The organism is Alteromonas sp. 1_MG-2023 (genome assembly GCF_030547075.1).
Classification (GTDB): domain Bacteria; phylum Pseudomonadota; class Gammaproteobacteria; order Enterobacterales; family Alteromonadaceae; genus Alteromonas.
Window position 1 is genome coordinate 116,264 of the sequence record NZ_JAUOQH010000001.1, and the last position, 23,039, is coordinate 139,302.

The 23,039-nt window shown below is 42.7% G+C and carries 22 protein-coding genes and 1 tRNA gene; 11 read left to right on the top strand and 12 right to left on the bottom strand.

Features of this window, described 5'->3' with window-relative positions; translation table 11 throughout:
* The first annotated feature begins 318 nt into the window (after positions 1 to 318).
* Together rdgB and hemW are read left to right on the top strand one after the other, a co-directional pair.
* Positions 319 to 921, top strand: a complete 603-nt coding sequence (rdgB, locus tag Q4561_RS00475; RefSeq protein WP_303456505.1) for an RdgB/HAM1 family non-canonical purine NTP pyrophosphatase — start codon at positions 319 to 321, stop codon at positions 919 to 921.
* Positions 914 to 2,053, top strand: coding sequence for a radical SAM family heme chaperone HemW (gene hemW, locus Q4561_RS00480; RefSeq protein WP_303456507.1), 1,140 nt, complete (start codon positions 914 to 916; stop codon positions 2,051 to 2,053). The genes rdgB and hemW overlap by 8 nt, the downstream gene beginning before the upstream one ends.
* A gap of 54 nt (positions 2,054 to 2,107) precedes the next feature.
* Here the strand turns inward: hemW and Q4561_RS00485 are convergent, their stop codons facing one another.
* The 8 genes from Q4561_RS00485 to Q4561_RS00520 all read right to left on the bottom strand — a co-directional run bounded on the left by Q4561_RS00485 (position 2,108) and on the right by Q4561_RS00520 (position 8,972).
* Complete coding sequence (locus tag Q4561_RS00485; protein ID WP_303456510.1) at positions 2,108 to 2,917, bottom strand: YggN family protein; 810 nt, start codon at positions 2,915 to 2,917, stop codon at positions 2,108 to 2,110.
* Positions 2,918 to 3,119: 202 nt separating this feature from the next.
* The gene (locus Q4561_RS00490) at positions 3,120 to 3,671 is read right to left on the bottom strand and encodes a DUF1566 domain-containing protein (protein WP_303456513.1); all 552 of its coding nucleotides are present in this window, start codon (positions 3,669 to 3,671) and stop codon (positions 3,120 to 3,122) included.
* Between the two features lie 2 nt (positions 3,672 to 3,673).
* Positions 3,674 to 5,500: a DUF1566 domain-containing protein gene (locus tag Q4561_RS00495; RefSeq protein WP_303456515.1), complete on the bottom strand. Its 1,827-nt coding sequence runs from the start codon at positions 5,498 to 5,500 to the stop codon at positions 3,674 to 3,676.
* Positions 5,501 to 5,599: 99 nt separating this feature from the next.
* Positions 5,600 to 6,091, bottom strand: a complete 492-nt coding sequence (locus Q4561_RS00500) for a PAS domain-containing protein (RefSeq protein WP_303456518.1) — start codon at positions 6,089 to 6,091, stop codon at positions 5,600 to 5,602.
* Complete coding sequence (locus Q4561_RS00505; RefSeq protein WP_303456522.1) at positions 6,091 to 7,086, bottom strand: response regulator; 996 nt, start codon at positions 7,084 to 7,086, stop codon at positions 6,091 to 6,093. The genes Q4561_RS00500 and Q4561_RS00505 overlap by 1 nt, the downstream gene beginning before the upstream one ends.
* Positions 7,087 to 7,274: 188 nt before the next feature.
* The gene (locus Q4561_RS00510) at positions 7,275 to 7,991 is read right to left on the bottom strand and encodes an LrgB family protein (RefSeq protein ID WP_303456523.1); all 717 of its coding nucleotides are present in this window, start codon (positions 7,989 to 7,991) and stop codon (positions 7,275 to 7,277) included.
* The gene (locus Q4561_RS00515) at positions 7,981 to 8,376 is read right to left on the bottom strand and encodes a CidA/LrgA family protein (RefSeq protein WP_303456526.1); all 396 of its coding nucleotides are present in this window, start codon (positions 8,374 to 8,376) and stop codon (positions 7,981 to 7,983) included. Before Q4561_RS00515 ends, Q4561_RS00510 begins: the two co-directional genes overlap by 11 nt.
* A 263-nt stretch (positions 8,377 to 8,639) precedes the next feature.
* The gene (locus Q4561_RS00520; protein ID WP_303456529.1) at positions 8,640 to 8,972 is read right to left on the bottom strand and encodes a DUF3718 domain-containing protein; all 333 of its coding nucleotides are present in this window, start codon (positions 8,970 to 8,972) and stop codon (positions 8,640 to 8,642) included.
* A gap of 240 nt (positions 8,973 to 9,212) precedes the next feature.
* Here Q4561_RS00520 and Q4561_RS00525 point away from each other — a divergent pair, with 240 nt between their 5' ends.
* On the top strand, positions 9,213 to 9,872 hold the full coding sequence (locus Q4561_RS00525) for a hypothetical protein (RefSeq protein ID WP_303456532.1): 660 nt from the start codon (positions 9,213 to 9,215) through the stop codon (positions 9,870 to 9,872).
* A 20-nt stretch (positions 9,873 to 9,892) separates the two neighbouring features.
* Here the strand turns inward: Q4561_RS00525 and Q4561_RS00530 are convergent, their stop codons facing one another.
* Both Q4561_RS00530 and Q4561_RS00535 read right to left on the bottom strand, forming a co-directional pair.
* Entirely contained in the window at positions 9,893 to 10,222 is a 330-nt protein-coding gene (locus Q4561_RS00530) for a hypothetical protein (protein ID WP_303456536.1), read from the bottom strand.
* Positions 10,223 to 10,450: 228 nt separating this feature from the next.
* Entirely contained in the window at positions 10,451 to 11,248 is a 798-nt protein-coding gene (locus tag Q4561_RS00535) for an MbnP family protein (protein WP_303456539.1), read from the bottom strand.
* Positions 11,249 to 11,585: 337 nt separating this feature from the next.
* Here Q4561_RS00535 and Q4561_RS00540 point away from each other — a divergent pair.
* The 3 genes from Q4561_RS00540 (at position 11,586) to Q4561_RS00550 (ending at position 15,609) form a co-directional block, all read left to right on the top strand.
* Positions 11,586 to 11,662: transfer RNA gene (locus tag Q4561_RS00540), tRNA-Ile, on the top strand.
* Between the two features lie 433 nt (positions 11,663 to 12,095).
* Positions 12,096 to 15,224, top strand: coding sequence for a TonB-dependent receptor (locus Q4561_RS00545; protein WP_303456542.1), 3,129 nt, complete (start codon positions 12,096 to 12,098; stop codon positions 15,222 to 15,224).
* Between the two features lie 190 nt (positions 15,225 to 15,414).
* Positions 15,415 to 15,609: a hypothetical protein gene (locus Q4561_RS00550; RefSeq protein WP_303456545.1), complete on the top strand. Its 195-nt coding sequence runs from the start codon at positions 15,415 to 15,417 to the stop codon at positions 15,607 to 15,609.
* Positions 15,610 to 15,697: 88 nt separating this feature from the next.
* Here Q4561_RS00550 and Q4561_RS00555 read toward each other — a convergent pair whose 3' ends face one another.
* Together Q4561_RS00555 and Q4561_RS00560 are read right to left on the bottom strand one after the other, a co-directional pair.
* Positions 15,698 to 16,636 (bottom strand): PA2778 family cysteine peptidase, encoded by a 939-nt coding sequence (locus Q4561_RS00555; RefSeq protein WP_303456548.1) that lies wholly within the window; start codon positions 16,634 to 16,636, stop codon positions 15,698 to 15,700.
* A gap of 1 nt (position 16,637) precedes the next feature.
* Positions 16,638 to 17,018, bottom strand: coding sequence for a PA2779 family protein (locus Q4561_RS00560; RefSeq protein WP_303456551.1), 381 nt, complete (start codon positions 17,016 to 17,018; stop codon positions 16,638 to 16,640).
* 378 nt (positions 17,019 to 17,396) lie between these two features.
* Between Q4561_RS00560 and Q4561_RS00565 the strand changes: the two genes are divergently transcribed.
* The 5 genes from Q4561_RS00565 (at position 17,397) to Q4561_RS00585 (ending at position 22,884) form a co-directional block, all read left to right on the top strand.
* Entirely contained in the window at positions 17,397 to 18,113 is a 717-nt protein-coding gene (locus Q4561_RS00565; protein ID WP_303456553.1) for a hypothetical protein, read from the top strand.
* Between the two features lie 101 nt (positions 18,114 to 18,214).
* Entirely contained in the window at positions 18,215 to 19,297 is a 1,083-nt protein-coding gene (locus Q4561_RS00570; RefSeq protein WP_303456556.1) for a patatin family protein, read from the top strand.
* A 143-nt stretch (positions 19,298 to 19,440) separates the two neighbouring features.
* Positions 19,441 to 20,040, top strand: a complete 600-nt coding sequence (locus Q4561_RS00575; protein ID WP_303456559.1) for a TetR/AcrR family transcriptional regulator — start codon at positions 19,441 to 19,443, stop codon at positions 20,038 to 20,040.
* A gap of 263 nt (positions 20,041 to 20,303) precedes the next feature.
* The gene (locus Q4561_RS00580) at positions 20,304 to 21,041 is read left to right on the top strand and encodes an SDR family oxidoreductase (protein WP_303456562.1); all 738 of its coding nucleotides are present in this window, start codon (positions 20,304 to 20,306) and stop codon (positions 21,039 to 21,041) included.
* Positions 21,042 to 21,291: 250 nt separating this feature from the next.
* Positions 21,292 to 22,884, top strand: coding sequence for an ABC-F family ATPase (locus Q4561_RS00585; RefSeq protein WP_303456564.1), 1,593 nt, complete (start codon positions 21,292 to 21,294; stop codon positions 22,882 to 22,884).
* Positions 22,885 to 23,039 lie beyond the last annotated feature (155 nt).

The window sequence follows — 23,039 nt, forward strand, 5'->3', positions numbered from 1 at the left end:
CCCAATTTTTGGGCCATCTGCGAAACTGGCAGGTATAAACCTCGTTTAGCCATTTTAGAGATTTCTTATAAACCGATTCTTGTAAAGGGCTGCTTAATTCCCTACACACGCTGTTAAATAAACCGCGATTAAAACTGCAATATTAGCTACGCAGGCTAGCAAATAGGTGAACTAACTACCCCGTAACCACGCGGTAAATACGTCCCTGTACGCTCCGCTGCCGCATCCATGCGGCAGAGGGGTTTCGGGGTAGTTAGTTTTCCTGCTTAGCCTAACCTGCGCCAGCTAAATATGAATTCAATTTCTTAAGGTATTTTTATGACTTTTCCTCAAAAGATAGTGCTCGCGTCTGGTAATCAGGGCAAGGTGCGTGAGTTCACCAGCTTGTTTGCTGAATACGGTGTAGATGTTATTGCGCAAAAAGAATTGGGCGTGGAAGATGTGCCTGAAACTGGCACTACCTTTGTTGAAAATGCCATTATTAAAGCTCGACATGCTGCCGAGGTAACAGGTTTACCCGCTATTGCTGACGATTCGGGTTTAGTGGTTGATGCTCTTGGCGGCGCGCCAGGCATTTATTCAGCTCGTTTTGCTGGCGATAATGCTACCGACAGTGACAATATCGACAAGCTTTTAAGTGAGCTATCGGGCAGCGATAACCGCAAAGCACATTTCTTTTGCACACTCGTCTTCATGCGTCACGCTGATGATCCTGTGCCTTTAGTCAGCCAAGGCAAATGGCAAGGCGAAATTTTAAATTCTCGGGAAGGCGATGGTGGCTTTGGTTACGATCCTGTGTTTAACGTGCCGTCACACAACTGCACTGCTGCCCAGTTAGATAAAGCTGAAAAGAACCGTATTAGTCATCGCGGAAATGCCCTGGCTATATTATTAGAATCAATGAGAAACACTTTTGCGTAATCCTCCACTAAGTTTGTACGTGCATATTCCTTGGTGCGTACAAAAATGCCCTTACTGCGATTTTAATTCACACGGTTTAAAGTCTGCACTGCCCGAAAAAGAATACGTGGCTCACTTACTTGATGACTTAGCCATAGATGCTAAGCGTATTGGCGATAGGCCAATTGAAACGATTTTCATAGGCGGGGGCACCCCAAGTTTATTTTCAGCCGAGGCAATTAGCGACTTAATCAAAGGGATTCGCACGCGGGTGAACTTGACAGATGACGCTGAAATTACCATGGAAGCAAACCCTGGCACGGTGGAAAGTGGCCGTTTCGCTGGATTTTATCAAGCCGGAATAAACCGTATATCAGTAGGTATACAAAGCTTTCAGCCAGCCCACTTAAAGGTGCTTGGCCGCATTCATGACGATACCCAAGCCATAGAGGCGATAAACCAAGCGCATAGTGCTGGCCTACCCACGTTTAACCTAGATTTAATGCACGGCTTGCCTGAGCAGAGTGTTGAAAATGCTATGTCTGATGTAGATAAAGCGCTGGCGTTATCACCCTATCATTTGTCGTGGTATCAGCTCACCATTGAGCCTAATACACCCTTTTATTCTCGCCCGCCGGAATTACCCGATGACGATATATTGTGGGATATTCAAGAACAAGGGCATGCTCGATTAAAAGCCGCAGGTTACGAGCAATACGAGATTTCTGCTTACGCAAAAGCGGGGCATCAGTGTCAGCATAATCTTAACTACTGGCGCTTTGGGGATTACTTGGGAATAGGTTGCGGTGCCCACGGTAAGATTACGGATATCGCTACAGGCACTATTACGCGTACGGTTAAAATTAAGCACCCTCGTGGTTACATGGAAATAAGCCGCCCTTATTTGGATACTGCAACTCAAGTACCTGCTGAAGACTTACCTTTTGAATTTTTCATGAACCGCTTTAGATTAGTAGAGCCCTGCCCTATTGAGGATTACACCACACTAACCGGTGTTGAACTGACAAAAGAATATCAAGACGCTTTGGATGATGCCCAAACACAAGGGCTACTCGATATTACCGATACCCATTGGCAGGTAACCGCCAAAGGCAGACGTTACTTGAATACTTTGCTATCTTGCTTCGTATAGGTGGTATTGAGATTGGTTGGCTTGAATTAGCCGCGCTTAGTAAAAGGCTAACTACTACTCAGTCTCTTCTGGGGAATGGGAAGTAATGAGGTTATACGGTTGCAAGGCAGGAATTGAAGCGCGAAGCTTTTCTTCAGCAACATCTAACCGTTTTAGCTTGTTGCAAATCCACTCTGCTTTATTTCTTAGGGTAGTAGCTTTGCTGTTCATGTCTTTTTCAAGCTGCTCGCCTACTGTGCCTAATTGACGGGTAATTTCAGCAACTTTTTCACTATTCACTTCGTCACTATTCGTGTTAATACCACTAATAGCAGACAAGATACCGCCTACCGAAGTGGAAATAGCTTCTTCTAACTGGGCTTCAATTTCACTGTCAACGAATTCATCCACGCTTTCTAACGACCCTGGGCCAATGAAATAATGATTACTTGCGTGCCTAAACTTGTCTTTAACTCTCACTTTCACTCGCTTCATTGCACTATTTAAGCGCTCGTAGCTGTCGTGATCGCTGCCAACTAAACCTAGGTAAACACTTTCAATAGTATCCACTGCCAAGTCGACACCCTCGGTAGCCAAAACAATCATTTTGGGCACTACGTAATGAAGACCGTGGGCGTATTCACCTAACCACTCACTTTGTTCCGCAGTAAGAGTTTGCCAACGCCCATCAATAAAAAGCTGAGTTTGATCGTTGATTTGCACCCGCGTTCGCGATTTTTCCATGACCCGAAGTTGTGTTTCATTCACTGCTAGGCCGTAGGCAAAATCTATGTTGCACGTGATTTCCGCCGAGGCTGGCTTAATCCAACCAGCGAATAGCAAGGTGCTTAAAATGCCTATTGATAGGCGTTCAAAATATTTCATGGAGCTATTGTGGCTAGCTTGCACACAAATAGGAAGGTGGCATGAGTCTAAACTGCGAAAAATCAGGGTGAAAGATCAAGGTTGGCATTTATACCCCCAAGCAATAGGAAAAGCGCGTATTACAGGTGCGCGCTTTATCATTTCCTACCGTCCCCCCCTTACATTAACCTAAAGTATAAAGTAAGAGGTTTGTCTCATTTCACTAATCGTTAGTGTACGTTCGCACCAATCTTACGTAAATAAAGCGATCTTTCTCTTTGATTGAATGGCTCGCATTGAAGAATGCGACTACCCATGCTCTATCGGGATCATCTACCGAAGGCGTGGATGTCCAAAAGTCATCTGGCGGCGTTGCTGGAAACATGGTGCTATTCACAGCGGGGCGAACACAATCACGCTCAACAATGGTAGCAAGCTCTTTAACATTAGGTAAACGCCAACCTAATAGGTCATCATCACTGGCTGCTTGTGCAAGTTGCAACGCTTGTTGCCACGTGTACTTCACGGCTTCTCCATCACAGGTACTTCCGTCCCAGGTTTGGCCTTCTGCACAGCGCTCCCACACTAAATCCGTAGGCTCGTGCAACACCGTACTAGTGGTGATAGTAGTAAAGTCTTCATCAGGTGTTGTTTCCAGCCCGTCAGACAAACAGGTTTGTGCGGACAGACCAGTAGACGCCAACATAAGCGACGCAGCTACAGCGGCTACGGTTGGTGCTGATTTAGGTGCTAATACAGATGCTAAAATTTTCATGATTATCTCCCCGCTCTTACTAAGCGCACTTTTGCCGCCGAGGATTTATTTAAAAAGTTATCTACCCCAGAATCGAAATCAAGTGCCCACGCATTTTGCGCATCATCACTGTTAACACCATCGGCGCTAGGCACAGATGTCCAGTACCAGACAGGGTCTGATGAGAGCACGCCCGTGTACGGGAAGTAATCTTCATCAATAGTCATGCTATCAGAGATGCCTAAATGCATTAATGAAAAAAGCTCTTGATGGGTTGGCATACGCCAATCGTAAAAGCCACATAGCCCTTGGGCATTAAGCGCCGTGACATAGGCTTGTGTATTACAACTGGTAAGCGAGCACGCCGTATCAGTGCCGCTTAGGTCACCTTCATAACCACCATTAACATCGTCGCTATACCATGAGTAGGTGTAGTCTTTATCTTGTAAAGTACCGTCGTCGGTTTTTACTTCCCACACTAAGCCCGTCACATTATCTCGAACACAAGACCACGTATCCGCACTGGCGTCTTGCTCATCACCATTTGCATTTAAACGGGTGTAATCAAACCCAGCTTTGCCTCTACCGGCTTTTTCAATTAAGCCATTTTGCTCAACAACATCTGCGCCACGTTGGCCATCTTGACCCGGCCATTCGTTCTGTTGAGCTTCAGTAAGGGCATTGTTAGTCGCTTGCTGTAACACGCCGGTATCATTCATTAATGGTGTAGGCATAGTACGTACGCTCACATTAATAGTGTCTTCTACCTGATTACCGTTGGCATCGGTAACCGTTAGGGTATAAGCCACTACGGTATATTCAGTTACCGCAGGCGCGATAGCAAAAGTAGATAAGTCATCTTCATCATCTATTGCTTGAATATCTACGTTTTGGTTTAACGTAGCTGCATCTGCTGTATTAACAGGCAACGTTGTTGAAGATAGGTTATTGCTGCGCTCCCAATCGTAAGTGAGGGGTAATGCGCTTGGAATACTGGTACTGGCATCGCCATCAAGTACAATCGTTTCACCACTGAATACACCTTGCGAAGAACCGGCGTCAACTACGGGGAGCGTATCTGATTCAGACTGCACAAAAATAGTCACAGATTCAGTGTCGGTTGTACCTTCACTGTCGGTCACTTCAAGTTCAAAGGTTAGGGTCTGCGCGTCGTTCGCGATAGGCGTCACTATGGTAAGGGTTGATAAATTCGTCTCTTCACCCGTAATAACATTGGTGCCATCGGTTTGCGTCCAACTGTAGTCAGAAATGGATGCACTCTCGTCTGTAGCGTCGTCATCGGTACTGCTACTACCATCGAAAATAACTTCTACGCCACCGGGGAAATTGTTCGCGTCTAAACCATCCCATTCTGGTACTTCAATAATCGCCTCTGGCGCAATATTAACGGGCACGACAGTAATAACCGTTAAATCACTAGCCTCGTTACCACCTGTGTCGTTTACTGTTACCGTAATAGTATATTCGGTTGCACTTGATACGCTTGGCGCTTCGAAACTAGCAGCCGAATCGCTAGTGTCTTCATGGGTAATAGTGAGTGAGGGTGATGCCGACCAACGATAAGTGTATTCCTCATTTCCGCCACTCACTACAGCACTTAATGAATAGGTCGCCCCTTCGGTAATAGTGGCATCGTCGCCTGCGTTAATCACTAAACCATTGCTGCCTGAACCGCCATCGCTATCACCGTCTCCACCTCCGCCACCACAAGCCGACAGCACAAATAAACAGCCTAACAAGAACGTAAATTTAGCAAGCTGGCTAGTGCCGCTTCTGTTCTTTAGTGTCAATAATAGTGGTGAAAATAGAAACTGAAAAAAACTTTGCATAATGACTCCGTCAACACATAGAGCTAACACTACATGTCGATTAAACGCATTTAAGTCTGGGGCTGATTAGCAGCTTTCAAGAGGCTATAAAGGTATATATCAGCGAGAAAATTGTTGGCGCTCTTTCGCTTCTGTTATCTGAACCTGTATGGCTTCAAGTTGCTTCTTACCAACGGCGACATCTGTCATGTCGTAAATCATCATACTGATATACTCAACGTTTCCGGTGGCCGATATTAATGGCGACAGCGTGATGTTTTGATACATGAATGACTCACTACCTGTAATCGGCCGATAGTTGGGAAACTTAAATAAATAAGGGCGCTGTTCCCAGGTCATAAATGCTCTGGTTTTTAGCTCAAATACCGGTTTAGACTTTTGCTTAAACCAATCTTCTTTAATGGTAGGAAATAAATCAAAAAGCGATTGATCACGAACATCACTGGGCAACTTGCCACTGTGACTTTCCATGAAACCATTCCAGACTTGAACTTGATACTGTCGATTTAACACTACGATACCTACATCAACGGTTTGCAGCATGTCCATCATCCAATGGAATTCAAGTATATCATCCAAGTGTTGGCTCACTAGAAGTCCTCCAACAGGTGGGCAAGTTTCGAATTCATGGTTTTCATCGACTCTTCAGTAAATAACAAAATCAAATCACACTGAACGTTATAGCCTTCAAGGCCATAGCTTAGTTCAATAGCCAATGTTCGCTTCCACTTAATTTTATTCATACTGATAATTTCAGTAATGGCTCTGTGCTGCCCCAAAACGATGGGATGCCCTTGGCTAAAGTTAACGTCCATTTGCACCGCAAGACCGCTTAGGCAAGTTCCAATAAGAATACTGGCAGCGTCCATTAATAGTTCTAGTTGAAGCTGATCGTCCACCTCACCTTCAACATTTAAAATTTTCGCCACATCTTCAAAACTCGAGTCGCTAAGAATGCAAATGGCCTCGCCGCTGATACCGGGTCCCAAGAACCCCTGACATACCGCAGTAACTTGCTCATGGCTTTCAATATCTGAAAGCATCATGTGCAACTCAGATACTTCAATTAGGTTAACATTGGGAATAGGAAGACGAACAAATACGTTCATAATTCTCGCTAGATGGTCGCCCGCTTGGCCCATCGCGATATTGGTAATTTCTTGGTAGCAGTCTCGAATATTAGGATCTAGAGGCGTAACATCGGTTGAGAGTTCTGGTTCACTGTGAAGAATATCGAACTTTTCAAGCACCTCGACGAGCATTTGTGGAGAGACAGGTTTGCGGATGAAATCCAGCGCCCCTAATGCCTTTACTCTATCGTAAGCTTCGGGCTGAATATCACCTGAAATAACAATAACTTTCGTATTTAGTCCTGCCGCTTGAATCGCTTCAAGTGTGCCATAACCGTCCAAAATAGGCATATTTAAATCGAGTAGCAGCAGATTGCCTTTACCTTCTTTAAGTGCAACCAGTGCTTCTTCACCATTTTTTGCAAAATGGACAGCAATGTCCCAATCTTGAGGCAAGCATTTAGCAACTTGTTTTCGAGCGACTAAAGAGTCGTCACAGACCAGTACAGAAAACATTGAGCGATATTACCACCTAGCTTTTGATGACAGTTAACATTACAAAAAGTGTAATCGTTCCTGTATCGGCATTAATACTTCGAACTGAAGCGATAAATTCTGACGGCCGGTATTTATACGTAGCGCGTCTTACCTAAGAATACTATTTTCGAATAACATTCTTTCATCAATTGTAGTCAAATTTATCGCTATGGTGATAAAAAACTAAAGATTATTGGAAGAATAATGGCGGTAAATATTCCATTAACACATAAACCTAGGGTTGCCATGGCTGCCACCTCATCCCCCATTTGCAAAGATTTAGCAGTTCCTACCGCGTGAGCAACCGTACCTAATGCTACGCCTTGCGCTTGTGTGTCGGTGACGTCGAATAACCGAAAAACACTGGTAGCTGCAATCGCACCTACTACACCAGTTGTTATAACAAACACAGCCGCAAGGGCCGGAATACCGCCAATTTGTGCTGATGCCTCCATTGCAAGGGGCGTAGTTATTGATTTTGCCAGCATGGTGAGTTGCATGCTGATAGGAGAGTCGAAACACCATAAGGCTGCCCATGCAAAAATAGGCGCCACTACACCACCTGCCATTATACTTAGCAGCAAAGGCAAGCCGTAATGATGTAGTCGTTGCCACTGTCGGTAAATTGGCAAGGCCAATGCAACAGTTACAGGCCCTAACAGCCAATGCAAAAAGCTAGCAGATTGCTGATATATTTCGATTGAAGTATTCGACAAAAACACAATGGTGCCAACACTTACTGCGGTAAAAATAAGCGGATGTGAAATAGGGTAGCGGTAATATTTGCGGTTAATACGTAAGCCAACCCAATAGAAAAGCAGCGTGCTCCCTAACCAGATAAGTCCAGAGAGCGACAAGGCGTGACTAATGGCCTCAATCATCATTTTGCCCCTGGCTTGAATGACGAGCGGCTAGCAATTTCTCTGCTATTTTTGCACTGATACCCAAGCTTATACAGGTAGTAATAATTATAGCGATACCTATCGCCCACCCGTTTTGTGCTATTTCGGTCCAGTAAGTGGTAACGCCAAGTACCGCGGGAACGAACAGTACCGACATATGACTGAGTAAAGGCGAAGCCGCCCGGGCAACATAGGGCTCAGCACTAGGCGCAATAAAGAGTATTGCCAGTAAAATAAGTAATCCCGTGAGGGCTCCCGGCAAGGGCAACCCCACAGATAAAGACAGCCACGTTCCCACATAAAAGCATACCAGCACTAAAATAGCGCCAAATATCCACCTTTGCATTCCTGCTATCAAACTTTTCATACCTCCATTTCAAAGCAAGCTAGTACTTCAGTTACCCATAGTTTACGAAAACAGTGTATCGACTGAATGAATATGGCGCTAGTAAGACATTGGTCTTTATCGAAGTTTTCGACCTATAGACAGAGCGAGAAAGGAAACTATAAATAGACGATAGAAATGTAGTGAATAAATGCTTTGTTAACAACAAAAAAAGAGCTACTGATAATCAGTAGCTCCAAATCCAGGGATTTTAAAATTTAATATACTGCGTTATCTTTTTGCCACTAACGTTTTGCCGTTAAAACTGACTTTTCGGCGTTAACTCTGCGGGCAAGATAATCACCCGTTGAAATGGCGTTATTAGACTGGGCAAAAGAAAGCATATCTTCGCCGTTACACACTAATCCTTTGTGCAAATCTTTATAACTAATACGACTGCGTTTTACCGCTTTATGCAATGCTAAGCGATTATCATCTTGAATCGCTTCACATACCGCTACAAGGTCTTTTTCACTACTTTCAGGATACCCATTCGCATTGGCCAGACTTGCTGCTAACGCAAGCGTAGCACCAAAACCAAATAAAACGGGTAATCTAACGTGGCGTGACATATCCATATCAAGTTCCTCTAACGAGATTAGTTAAATGATGCGTCGACATCTCGTTTTTGTCTTCGCGAACATAAACTAGTGAAAAAATATGACATTCGCGCTATAAAAAGGTTAAGACTCTGTTACGTACGACCAAGCGATAAACGGATGATAAAAGCCGATAATTAACCATGCTAAAACGCTTAATGGTCGCGGGTTACACACTTTTTGATACAAGTCACTCATTCACTAAACAAGGAAGTCATTATGTTAGAGCAACAAAAATACCATCATATTCGAGAGCAAATGCGCCCAGGCGATATTATTGCGTTTGGCGGTAATAGCCTTTTTTCGCGTTGGACAAAATTAACCACCCGCTCTGCCGTTACCCATATCGCCATCGTAATGCAAACCAAAATGCGGGATGAAGAATCTGGCCGATACTTTAATCAGGTAATGGAAGCGACGGTTTATGAAGGAAAAAAAGGGGTAATGACAAACCGATTAAGCGAACGGGTTCATACTTACGATGGCGACATGTGGTGGTTACCTTTAGGTGAAGATGCCCGAAGCATGTTTGAACAGAATAAGTTTGAGTTCTTCAACTTTATGTTTGCTCAAGAAGGTAAGGCGTACGACATACTTCAGCTTTTCGGCTCAGCAGTAGATGCACTAGACAGCCATCCTATTCTAGGAAGCATTAGCTATAATCAAGAAGATTTCAGTAGTTGGTTCTGTTCCGAGCTTATTGCTGAGGGGTTAGAAACCGCAGGTATTATTAGTAGTGTTAATGCATCAGAAGTGACGCCGGTTGATATATGCAGGTTTTCTATTTTTGAACCACGTTACGTGCAACTTAAAGGTGAAGCTCGCCCAATAGCGGGGTTCAACACACAGTTAGCAGATAACTGGGGTCAGGTTTGCTGACCCAGTATAATATCCAATAATTAGAAAATGCTATCTTGATGGATTTTGATGAACATGCTGGTACCGATTTTGGTGTAATCGATTTTGTATTCTTTCCCATTTAGGGTTTGAATAAACACTAAGGTCTTTTCATCACCAAATACTTCGCTTGTTGTGATATCAACAAGTTCCATGTCCATCATTTTAGCATCCCGCTTATTTTCAGGAACTTTTCCCTCATATTGCTTGATGCCTTTGTAAGTAACAATTATAGGCGGATGCTCATCACCATTTGTTACTAGCAAATCTAACTTTCGAATTTTATGGATAATGGTATTTCTACCGCTTATCAGGAAGGCCTTTTCTGTCATTCTTATCTCCGCGCCAGTTCGCCTTGTTCAGTAATGCTTTTTTATTTCTATTAAGATAGCAAATTTTAACACCATGTGCACAACATAACCTATTGGCACGAGGTTATTATCTCTATCTGAAGTATAGCCATAAAATATCAACCATAGCCAAAAATTAACTATCGAATTTAGGCGTTAGAAGCCCATTTTAAGCACTTCTATGCCAATACCTAATACAAAGCGTAGAGCTTACTCCCATTTTATCCAAGGTCTATTTAATAAGTTTCGTAACAATTGTTTGCAAGGCGGGGCTTCTGGGCTCGAAAATTCACAGCTTGGAGCTTCTAGAATATCAACTTGAGCCAGTATATTCGACACTGACAATTCCAGCGTCAATTCACTGTCTAACTGAGTCATTGGCAAAATAAATTCGACCCTATTGGTGAACGCACATGATGCTTCTGGCGGCGTATCGGTCGACGCTGAAGTACAATTCGCACTACCTAAATGATATGACCACTGCTTTTCATTTGCGCCCGCTTGGGATAAATCTAGTCTTAAAAAACGATGACCTTGCTGTCTATTCAAAAACATTGATGTGTCGTTTAACGGCGAGGCTTGGGAAAGGGGGTTAGCATGATTCGCATCGAACGGAAGTCCCATCGTAAACCTAAGGTTGGTAGCCAGTTTCAATAAGCCCTCAGACACATCTAGAATAATTTTATTGTTTGCATCATCAGGCGAACTGCACAGCGAATGAAATTTTAGAAGTGCAGTTGATTGGGTCTGCCATTTGGTTTGCTTAAACGAGACGCGCTGCCACTTACCATCTATACGTACTTCAGGTTTAGTTAGATAAAAGCCGAAATAATCTAGCTGCCATTTCGTAGGCCCTACTTTTACCATTGATGGACACGCACCACTCTCAATACCCGTTAACGTAAATGGGATCTCCCCCACTTCTCGTTCTTTCCAATCTAGCGTGTCACAACCCGACAACCCTAAAACAATCGCTAACATGACACCAAAACGCCCGTGCATTTTCATTTCTATTTTTACTTCCTGTTCAAATTTATTGTGCTAATTGATGTGCTACCAATTGAGCTATTAAAATGGCGTATCGGATTAATCCAATGCGTGCCTTATGGCGAGTGTTCATAGTGCTGTTAACTAGGCTGGTTCGTCAAGGAATGACGATAGTACTGAAGGTAAAGATATCGATAAGAACGCAAATTCATAAAAAATGCAGAAAAAACTGAACAAAAATAAAGCAAACTGTTCACAAAGCCGAACCCTAGGCGTGACAAGGCAATTAAAACTGCTTATACTTGCGCTCGCTTTTCGTTGATACGTTTCGCGTTTTTAACAAAGCGATTTCAAATATGGCCCCATAGCTCAGTTGGTTAGAGCATCCGACTCATAATCGGCAGGTCCCCTGTTCAAGTCAGGGTGGGGCCACCATTTTTATCTATAAATTACTCGTCTATATTTAAATTCTTCCCAAAATATCTTACTCCTCAAAAGAGTCGATATTATTTATTCGCGTCACTCACTTTCACGTACCCTCGCGCCGCTAGAAAACCCTACTCCAAATAATTCACTCGCCTATATTGCTGTATCTCTTTGAACTACATATCCACAGACCACTTTTACGTAAACACACGTAAAGCGTGTAAAAACACGTAAAACCGCTTGATTTATTAGCCGCACAAACGCTCAAATAACCTTTTATTTCATAATGTTATGTAAATATGCATTTACACAAATGAAATAAAAATGAAATAAAAATAGCCAACAATTGCGCTACCTAAGGCAACAGCAAATAAGACGTGCTTAGTAAGCATGCGTGGCTTGCTGAGCACTAAAACTCACTATTATAAATAACGAGAAATACATGAATAATAAAACTCAGTTTAATCGCATCGCGATGGCTGTCGCATTGTCTATTGGGGTCGCAACAACAGCCGTTGCAGCCACCGGACAATCTTCAGCAATGCGCGGCACCATTTTGGGTCCTCAAGGTAATCCTGCTGCAGGTAGCGCCATTACCATCATTCACCAACCTTCAGGTACGGTAAAAGAAGTTACCGTAAACGATGAAGGGGTATTCTCTGCTAGGGGTTTACGTGTTGGTGGTCCTTATATGATTGTCGTAGAGTCAGAAAAGTTCCAAAGTCGTGTTATTGAAGATGTGTATTTAGAATTAAATGACACGTTTGAGCTTGATACGGCTCTTCAATCTGCCTCAGATATGGAGCGCGTAACGGTTACTGGTACTCGTGACTTTTTCTCAAACAATGGGTCGAATTCAGTGTTTGGCGAATCTGCCATTGAAAACATGCCTACCTTTAACCGTGACATCAAAGATATTGTTCGCTCAAACCCATTAGCAGTCGTAAGTGCAGACGGCGAAGAATTAAGTATTGCCGGCTCAAACCCTAAATATAATACCTTTACTGTTGATGGCGTAGGCGTTAACGACACCTTCGGCTTGCAAAGTAACGGTTACCCAACGTCACGTCCTCCAGTTTCTTTAGATGCCATCAGCCAAGTATCTGTTGAGTTTACGCCTTTTACTGCCCGCGCTGGTAAATTTGGTGGCGGTAACGTGAATGTGGTAACTAAATCGGGTACCAACGAATTTCATGGTACGGCATTCTATGAAGAAGTGCCTTTTTCTGGCACCGCAAAAGATACAAAGCTTTACAACACAGAATATGATGTTGATAACGACGAATCATCATATGGCTTCACGCTTGGTGGTCCATTAATTAAAGACAAACTTTTCTTCTTTGGCTCTTATGAAAAATGGGAAGAAGAAATTGATACGGGCTTTAACTCTTCTGCATACCCTACTGAACTCGTTAGTGCGGCAGAGGAAGTGATTACTGCCCTAAATGACACTTATGGCCTTGAAGATTCGATTGCAGGTGCTCCTGATGCAGACGAAGACGAAAAATACCTCATTAAATTAGATTGGAACATTAACAACGACCACCGCGCTGATTTTACTTATAGCTATCAAGAAAATACCGCTGCACAAAACTATAACGATGATTCAGAAACTATTCTCTTATCATCAAGCGCTTGGACCTTAGCGCAGAAAAATACGTACTACACCGCCCACGTCTATTCAGATTGGTCAAATAACCTTCAAACAGAAGTGAGTCTTTCATACAAAGAATTTGAGCAAGCTTCTGTCACGGCTTCTGATTGGGGTGAAATCAATATCGACACTGCAGCAGGTTCAGACAGTGGCTACAGCATAGTGGGTGGGGCGGATGAAAACCGTCATGCCAATGTCCTCGCCAATGAAGTGTGGAACTTTGCCTTACACGCGACTTATTTAGCGGGAGATATTGAATACAAGTTCGGTACTGAAATAGAAAACACGTGGAACTACAACCTTTACGGCCGAGACTCTTTAGGTACGTGGTATTTTGATGATACTGAGGCATTCGCTAATCAGGAAATTTCTTATTTCGAATACGCTAATGCGTATACCAATGATGTTGAAGATCTTGCCTATAATGTTGAAAGTACGGTTTACTCGCTTTATGGCGATGCAACCTATGAATTATTCGACGACTTCTCGGTTACTGCAGGCTTGCGATATGAATACCTTACTGTTGAAGACTCTCCTCAGCTAAACGATAACTTTAGCAACACCTACGGTTTTACGAATACTGAAAACCTTGATGGCTTCGATATTTTCCTTCCTCGGGTAAGTTTTAATTGGGATATCAATGACGACTTAACCCTGCGAGGTGGCGCAGGTCGCTTCTATGGTGGAATGCCACTGGTTTGGATCTCAAACGCATACACCACCGATGGTGTAACCAATGACTCGGTAACTTTTTCGAGCCTTGACGCAAGTTCGGTAGACTTCACTTCAGTTCCTACCGAAGCGCAAAGTGCGTTGATGCAAGGAGCGGGAAGCACGAACTCAATCGATCCTGATTTTGAATTGCCTTCTGACTGGCGCTATCAAATTGCTGCAGACTACACCTTCGATATCCCTACCCTTGGTGATAACTTTGCGTGGACGACTGAGCTAACTTACGTTGATCGTCAAAATGCGGCTTACTGGGAAGATTTGTCTCGTATCGATAACGGCAATAGTACCCCAGATGGCCGTATCATTTGGGACAACGTTTATGACGGCACTGAATATGAAGACAACTATGATATTCAGCTAACCAACTCTGATGACGGTGGCCGCAGTATCTTGTTTACCACCGCGTTGGCCAAACAATGGGATAACGGTATCAGCCTTAATACCTCTTATACCCATCAAGATATTACTGAGGTGAACCCTGGTACAAGTTCAACAGCTGAGTCTAACTATCAGTATGAAGTTACAGTTAATCGTAACGATCCTTTAGTGGGCACGGCTTACTACGAAATCAAACACCGTTTTCTAGTAAACCTTGGTTACACTCACCAGTTTTTTGACGGCTACAACACTAACGTTAATTTGTTCTTTGAACGCCGTTCTGGTCAGCCTTTCTCTTGGGTACTTGGTGCTTACCAAGACGGTGGATTGGGAGACCAGTCTGAATTTGACGATGCAGACGTTTATTTACCTTACATTCCATCGGGTGCTAACGACGCAGCGGTTGATTTCTCCAGTGGCCTTAGCTACGACGAAATCATGGCGATTGCTGAGCAAGCAGGTGTAGCAGGCAGTGCTGGTGGCTATGTAAGTAAATACTCATCAACCCAGCCATGGGTAACAACAGTAGATTTGGCAATTTCGCAAGAAATCCCTGGTTTTGTAGAGGGCCATAAAGGGCGCATTTATCTGAATATTGATAACTTCGCCAACCTTCTAAATAGCGATTGGGGTAAGGTATACGATTTAAGCTACCCGCAACAAATACTGTTCGATTATGACATTAATGATGCAGGCCAGTATGTTTACTCAGAAGCCTATGGTGGTACTGATACCAGCAACTATAATTCGTTTGATGAAGAGCAATCAACGTGGCGAATTAAGGTAGGCGTTAAGTATACTTTCTAAGTATTGAACCTACCTATTAACTAACAACAAGCCAGCTGCTATTCAGCTGGCTTTTCTATTTCAGTATCAGTAATTCATTTTATAGGTGGAGTTCAGTGTCAAAAAAAGTTGGCAAGCTATTTGAAAGTTCAAGAGTAGGTATTGACCAAATGACTGCGTAACACGCACTAAACAACGAGATTTTGACACTATGCGCCTACCGACCAAACAACTTATTAGTAAAATTGAAACGCTATCTAATGATTTGTCACAAGACCAGCTATCCAACTTTCTTGATATCATCAACGCGATGACTGCGCTTGTCGAAGAAGCTAGCGAGTTAAGTAACACCGATGGCGCAATAAAAATCAAAGAAGCTCCTGCCGTTGGGTCAATCATACATTAGAGCTTGGTCCCTGAGTCTGGGTTTTAAAAACTTGCGCTCCTCAAAAACAATTGATCAGCAAAGGAAATTATCACTTCCTTTGCAAAAGTCACTTGTATGATTTTATGGTTAACGCCGTTTTTTTCAAACTCTCATCTTCGGGAAACCGCAATAGGGCATCATCAATTAATGCGTGAGCCTTGGTTATGTTTCCACTTTTGGCAAGGACATAAGCGTAGTTATTCATATACGCAGCCTGATTCTGACCCACCTGATACCCCCGCTTAAACCATTCTACCGCTTTCTCTGGCTGTTCTTCTAAATAGTAATTGCCCAATAGAAAATAGGCTAACCATTGATTGGACCACTGTTTGGTAGCCGCTCGTAAAAAGGCAATAGCTTGCTCGTCCTTTCCCACCTCTAACATATCGTAAGCAGCACTAACGTAAGTAAACGGATTCATCTTATCGCTGATTTTATTTGGAGGAACTGGCGCTAGAAGCCAATAATTTCCTCTTCCCCATGTTTTTTCAAATAGTTCGAAAGACATAGTGTGATTGGGCGTTAAGCCCGTGTGCATGGTCATGGTACGAGTGGTTAAATCGAAACCGGTCACTACCGCGTAATGCCATTGGGGTAGCAGTTGAATAGATAAATTTTGAAATACAATGACAGGTATATCACTACTCACTAACTGCATTAATTTAGTTAGCGTCCCCCTTTCGGTATAAGGTAAAAAATCATACTGACGCGTTGCCGTAATCATTTCTAGCTGTAAGCTTCCTTCTTTATCAGGAATAAATATTTTGGGCGCTATGTCATTCGCACTAATATTTTGCCCATAATATTCAAATATTTCTGATAACGTAGTGGGGCCACAGTAATACTGTTCTTGAGCATAAAATGGGACATTGTTTATGGTATGGCTTAATGGTACCCCAGAAGGTTTTTGTAGCGCTAAGCGGTCTGCCTGCGGCGTTCCCTGGCACCCACTTAGCAATAAAAAGCCCGCAATAAAGCAGGCTCTGAATAAAACATCTAATTTCATATTAACTATTAATCGGACGAATAAAAGGATACACGTCAGTTACACCTACTAAATCTAAGATAGCAATAATGGCGAGTACAGTAAGTACTGCACCAACAACACCACCGGCAGGTGCATCGTTCAATTGGCTGTTGAGCTGCGCTATTTCACTGTTAGTCATACCGTTTATGCGAGAAATAGCATCGCCCTGGGTAACACCCAGACTTACCAGTTTTTCTTGCACATCAGCGCGGCTAACCATTTCAATGAGTTGCTGTTTGTTGTAAGCATGTGCTTGTGCCTGCATCACGTTGTGAGAAGTCACCGCTTCAGCTTGTACCGTTCCAGTAGTAACAACAAAAGCGGCCGCTGCACCAACCAACAACTTAGACATATAATTCATAGGGGTTCCTTTTCTCTTTATAAAATCTACAACACTAAATCTTATACAAACAAAATGAAAAATAGGTTCAAACGATTCAAGAGTCAGCGGGCTTAATTTTCGATATTGGACTTTGAATGAATATATTAACTCTAGATCTTTACCATCCAGTATTTAAAAAATAGTGAAATAGGTTTACTCTTCTAGGCATAATAATTAAGAGTAAAAAACTTTCTCACTATGCGCTTTTTCGCCCTTTCGGTCGCTTTCTTTCTTAGCTTAGTTGTTTCAGTATTGGTAAGTTGAAACGATATCAACACATCATCGATAACGCTTCATACTGACGATCACCACTTAACGAGCAGAATTAATCAACCACATGCCCCTTTTTCGGCAAGTGTGGATACTGCGCAACTATTGCTTGATGCCATAGACTATAATAAGCCTATTCTAGAAGTTTCACTTAAACGTTCATTCCAACAGATAGAGAATGGCGAATCGGTTTGTGTTATCAACAAGATAAAATCAGCCGAGCGAGAAAAGAAGTACACTATTTCCTTGCCGCTTAACTTCTTTCAAACGCAAAAACTCTATCAGCTTGCATCACTCGCGCCTTTGGCCCCAGAATTACTAAACGAGAATGGCGAAGTAGTTAGCATTCAAAAGGCATTAAATGCGTTTAAAGCATCAGCCATTGTGTTGCCAGAAACCTATTCTTTTGGTGAGCGGGTAGATAATGACTTAAGCAACATTGATGACAGTCAAATAATAACCTTGAGCAACTCAACATTCTTTACTCGTTTTATGAAGATTATTTCTGCAGGTAAAGCCGACTTTGCCCTTATATTCCCTGCGTCTTTGTATCAATCATTTGGCGATACCCAGCCTGTTGAAATGAGAAGTTACGCTATTGCGAACAACCCAAAGTTCGTGTCTGGTCACATGATATGCGGTAAAACGCCGGAAGCGCTGGCATTTATTGAGAAAGTAAACGCGGCGATAAAAAGTATCTACTCAAAGCCAATTTTTATCGAAGCGCACACAAAATACCTTCCTGCAAATTCAAAGCAGATTATCGAGCGAGCAATACAGCAACAGGTGTCTAACATCCTGTAGGTTTTTTCCTATCGTACCGATTCATTCTTTCAATTTTCGAAATATCGAATTTATCTTTACACTTGTTTAAATCAACTAAACAGATTTAAACAGGTAATGAAATGAATTCCTCTGCTGCGCCCACGTCCTTTCCTCTTTATGCCACCAAGAGCAATAAATTTGCGCTTATCGCTGAAGGTGGTGGGCAGCGAGGAATTTTTACTGCTGGTGTATTGGATGCTTGGCTTGAAGCAGGTTACGACCCTTTTGATATGTTCATTGGTACATCTGCTGGCTCGCAAAATTTAACCAGTTTTTTAGCGCGGCAAAAAGGCTACGCAAAGCGTTTAATTCGAGGCTTATCTCGTCATAAGCGCTTCTTCCAATTAGGCCGCGGCCTTGTGGGTAAGCATATTGTCGATTTAGATTGGTATTTCGATAAAACGAAAGAAGCTAACCGCATATTAGATTTTAATGCCGCGAAAGAAAGCTTAGGGGACAGAGAGCTACTTATTACCGCCACTAACTCTCGAGATCGCAAACCCTATTTCTTAAGCCCTAAAGGCAGTGGCAACCAATGGCGTGAATTGTTGAAAGCCTCTAGCGCTTTACCTTTCTTATACAAGCAAGGTGTAAAGCTCACCACTGAACATAATGCAGTTTCGGTCAGCGATAATGTAGCCACTGTGCTTCCTCAGGCACAACCTGAATCCGACTACTATCTAGATGGTGGTTTAGGTGCGCCTTTGCCTGTCCGTGAGGCTTATGAGCGTGGGGCTAGAAAAATCGTGGTTATTCGTACTGGTGATGTAAATTTCCAAGCGCAATCAGCATGGTTACACAAGCTTAAATCATTAGTGTGTGTAACCGGTCATTGCCCTAAAACGATTAACTATTTAGTTCAACATGAACAAGCTTATCAGCAAGAATTAGCCTTTATTGCTAATCCACCGGCGGATGTGGAAATTATTCAAATTTTTGCGGGCACTAAATTGCACAGCAAATTATTGGGTAGCGCCGATATCGACCTTCGTCACGACTATAAAGTAGGCGTTGATGCAGGAAGACAGTATTTAATGCAGCAAACAAGTGCAAAATCAATTGTCGTTGAGAAACCTTCTAACATTCATGAAACAGCCTTTGCTAACGTTGCAGGTGCTCAATTAGCGTCGAAGCAAACAGAGCCTCAGCGCTTATCAGCGTAAGTCATAATCAACACCAGTAAACTGATAAGAGCTCCCTAACTCTAGGTTTACAAAAATATACCTATTGGTACAATATAGGTAAATCAGCTTTAGCCTATATACATACGCTTTGGTTATACATACAAGTAAGTTTTGGGGCTACTATGACAGTGGGTAGAAAAAGAGGTTTTGACGAAAACGTAGCGCTTGATGCGGCTATGAACGTTTTTTGGCAAAAAGGATACCTTGGCGCCTCTTTATCCCACCTAACGGCAGCTATGGGTATAAACAAGCCCAGTATGTACAGCACATTCGGCAACAAACAGGCCTTATTTGTTAAGGCAACATCTCATTATGTCGAGTCACATATGGCGAAACATCTGAAAATTCTAAGCGCGCCATCGCTATCTCTCAGAGATAAATTAATGCAGTACATGCAAAGTGTTATTGCTATGCAAACAGAACAGTCTCAAGGCCGTGGTTGCTACTTAGTTTTATGCCAGTCTGAAATAGTCAGTGATGAAATACCCAGCGAGGCTGTAAGTGTTTTGGAGCAATACGACGTTGAAGCCAAAGCTATTTTCTTGTCGTTATTTGAAAGTGACCCTGAGTCTATCGAAAAGGGCTTAGACAAAAACGCGCAAATACATGCGCTAACTATTTACACCGTTCTTAAAGGCGCAGCCAGTATGGCACGAGCTGGAGTACCTTGTGCTCAATTAAATGGAGTAATTGATAATACGTTAACAGGCATTGGCCTGTGATAAATATATCAATTCTATATTAAAGCCGCTTCAAAGCGGTTTTTTATCTTTTTACCAAAGTGCCCACTCTGTACTCCCTACTCTCTACTCTCTAACCTCTAACCTCTAACCTCTAACCTTTAATCTTTAATCTTTAATCAAAGAATATCTATAATTATCATTATATTATATGCAATTTCTTACGTCCCCCTTGAATTTCATACCAATAGGTACAATATTAATTACATACCAATCAGTACAATTTGATAAATTTGGAGTCATTAATGGGAATTTCAGTAGAAGGTAAAGTTGCACTAGTTACAGGTGGAAACCGTGGAATTGGAAAAGCAATTGTTGAAGAATTTTTTAAACGCGGTGCTAAAAAGGTTTATTTAGCGGTTAGAGATCCAGAATCTACAGCAAGTTTGACAGAACAATACGGTGACAAAGTCGTTACCCTTAAAGCAGATGTGTCTGATGCGGTATCAATAAAAGCGCTAGCAGAAAATGCTACCGATGTAGATATCCTAGTCAATAATGCTGGGGTAATGAAGCTTAGTTCTCCGCTAGCTGAAGATGCTGAGGAATCACTCAAGCATGAATTTGATATTAATGTGCTCGGCCTCATTCGGGTAGCTCAAGCATTTGAAACTACGCTTGTTTCGAATAAAGGCGCTTTGGTTCAGTTAAACTCTATAGCCTCAATTAAAACATTTGGCGATATGGCAACATACTGCGCCTCAAAAGCAGCCTCGTATTCAATTACCCAAGGCTTGAAAGAGAAGCTTGGCGAAAAAGGCGTAACCGTATTAAGTGTTCATCCTGGCCCTATCTCAACAGACATGGGCAAAGGTGCAGGTTTTGATGATGCCCCAGGCCCAGATACTGTAGCCCAAGGGATTGTTGAAGCGCTTAACGCTGGCGACTTCCACTTGTTCCCAGATCCAATGGCAAAACAGCTTGAAGAAGCTTATCAAAGCTACGCCGACAACATTATCCTTGGCGACCTTTCAGTAGGGTAACAGGGAACAGCGTCGCATGAATTTATAAGGGGCTATTTGGCCCCTTTCTCTAAATTTCGTGACAGTTGGTTAACATAAGTAGGCTGTTTACGACATTTATATGAAGATACGTCCAATAGCTCAAAATTTCCTCGACACAGCGGCCTTAATTCCTTATAGTGCGCGCCCAAAGCTTACTCGCGTAAAATGCATTTTTAACATTTATCGCTAAGCTATCTTTTTCTTCTGATTTACCCGCTGGATACCTGTTTTGATTACCACCGCCAATATCACCATGCAGTTTGGTTCTGCACCCTTGTTTGAAAACATCTCTGCCAAATTTGGTAACGGCAACCGCTATGGCCTTATAGGCGCTAATGGTTGCGGCAAGTCTACCTTCATGAAAATTTTGAGCGGTAAGTTAACCCCAAGTGCGGGTAACGTTTCTATGGCGCCAGGTACTAAATTAGGTATCTTAAGCCAAGACCAATTCGCATTTGAAGAGTTCAGCGTAGTTGATGCTGTGATCATGGGCGACCGTGAATTGTGGGAAGTGAAAAAAGAACGTGACGAAATATACAGCAAGCTAGATATGAGTGAAGAAGACGGCATGCGCGTTGCCGATTTGGAAACTCAATTTGCGGAAATGGATGGCTACACCGCCGAAGCTCGCGCGGGTGACATTCTGAATGCCGCTGGCATTGAAGAACATTATCACTTTGGTTTGATGAAAGAAGTGGCGCCGGGCAAAAAAGTTCGTGTATTACTAGCACAAGCCTTGTTTGCTGACCCTGATATTTTGCTACTCGACGAACCAACCAACAACTTGGATATCTACACCATTACGTGGTTGGCCGATGAGCTAAATAAACGTAAGTCGACCATGTTGATCATTTCGCACGATCGTCATTTCCTAAATTCGGTATGTACCCACATGGCTGATATCGATTACGGCGAATTGCGTGTTTATCCTGGTAACTACGATGCATTCATTGAAGCCTCGTTGATGGTTCAGGAACAGTTGCTTAACGAAAACGCGAAAAAATCAGCAGAAATTGAAGAACTACAAGGTTTCGTAGCGCGTTTCTCGGCTAATGCCTCAAAAGCAAAACAAGCAACGTCTCGTGCTAAGCGCTTAGAAAAAATTGAGCTTGCTGAAGTTAAATCTTCAAGCCGCCGCAAGCCTTACATTGTGTTCGAACAACATAAGAAACTTCACCGCTTAGCGATTACACTGGAAGGCGTAGGTCATAGCTACCCAGACCTTCCACTATTTAACAATGCAAACTTGTTGTTAGAAGCAGGCGCTCGTCTTGCCATTATTGGTGAGAACGGCGCGGGTAAAACTACCCTATTAAAATGTTTGGTTGATGAATTATCGCCTGAGCACGGAACTATCAAATGGGCTGAAAACGCCTCGATTGGTTATATTCCGCAAGATAGCACTAAAGATTTTGAATCTGATTTAAGCTTGTTCGATTGGATGAGCCAATGGCGCTTACCTAAGCACGATGACTTACAAGTTCGAGGCATGTTAGGCCGCTTATTGTTTAGCTCAGACGACTTTAACAAAAAAGTAGCTGTGTGTTCTGGTGGTGAAAAGAACCGTTTGTTGTTTGGTAAGCTTATGCTGCAAGACATCAACGTATTGGTCATGGATGAGCCTACCAACCACTTAGACATGGAATCTATTGAAGCGCTAAACAATGGGCTTTATAAATTCGACGGTACGGTTATATTTGTAAGCCACGACCGTGAGTTTGTTTCATCATTGGCGACGCAAATTATCGAAATAAAAGATAACAAGCTTAACCACTTTGAAGGTAACTACGAAGAATTCTTGGCGCATAGCGAAGGCAAATAACATCGAAAGTCGTTAGTACTGACTTTCGATACAAGTATATATTGTTGAAAGCCCAGCATGGTAACTCACTTACAGTGACTCCATGCTGGGCTTTTTTGTATGCGGCTTGCGGTAAGCCAAAGCATGCGATAGCGTCGCTAGTTCTATAGCTAATC